Origin of the sequence: Paraburkholderia sp. BR10872, from assembly GCF_040965835.1 — a bacterium.
GTDB lineage: Bacteria > Pseudomonadota > Gammaproteobacteria > Burkholderiales > Burkholderiaceae > Paraburkholderia > Paraburkholderia nodosa_A.
Map to the genome: position 1 here is coordinate 1 of NZ_JBFRCN010000155.1, position 513 is coordinate 513.

The 513-nt window shown below is 73.9% G+C and carries 1 pseudogene; it reads left to right on the forward strand.

Annotation, left to right across the window (positions count from 1 at the left end):
- A pseudogene (locus tag AB4Y43_RS40485) lies at nt 1–513 on the forward strand (ATP-dependent DNA helicase); the annotation flags it as partial.

Sequence of the window (513 nt, forward strand, 5' to 3'; positions counted from 1 at the left end):
GGAGAACGCGCTCGGCGAACTGGTGGCGGCAGGCCTCGTCAACGCAGACAGCTTTGCCGGGCTGCGCGCGCTCGTGAAGCCGGCGGCGCAGCGCAGCGCGCATCACGGCAGACGCCGGCCGCGCGGCTTCGGGCCGCTCGCGGGCGGCATGGCCGACGCGGGGCGCTGGGCGACGCTGCGGCGTGTTGCGTTGGCCGATGCGTCGAGCGCTCCGGTTGCGGGTCTGGACGATGAAGCCGCGCTTGTCGCGACCGAACCGACTGGACCGACTGGACCGATTTCGAGCGCAGCAGCGGGCCCGCGCTCGCAGGCGCTTGCGCGTGCAAGGCAAACGACCGCCAGCGCCGCGCGCCGGCCGCCCGCCGACCCGGATCTGCTGGAGCACGTCGCCAACGTGCTGCTGCGCCGTTATGGCGTGGTCAGTTGGCATCTGCTCGGACGCGAGGCCGCGTGGCTGCCACCGTGGCGCGACCTGCTGCGCGTGCTGCATCGCATGGAGGCGCGCGGCGAGGT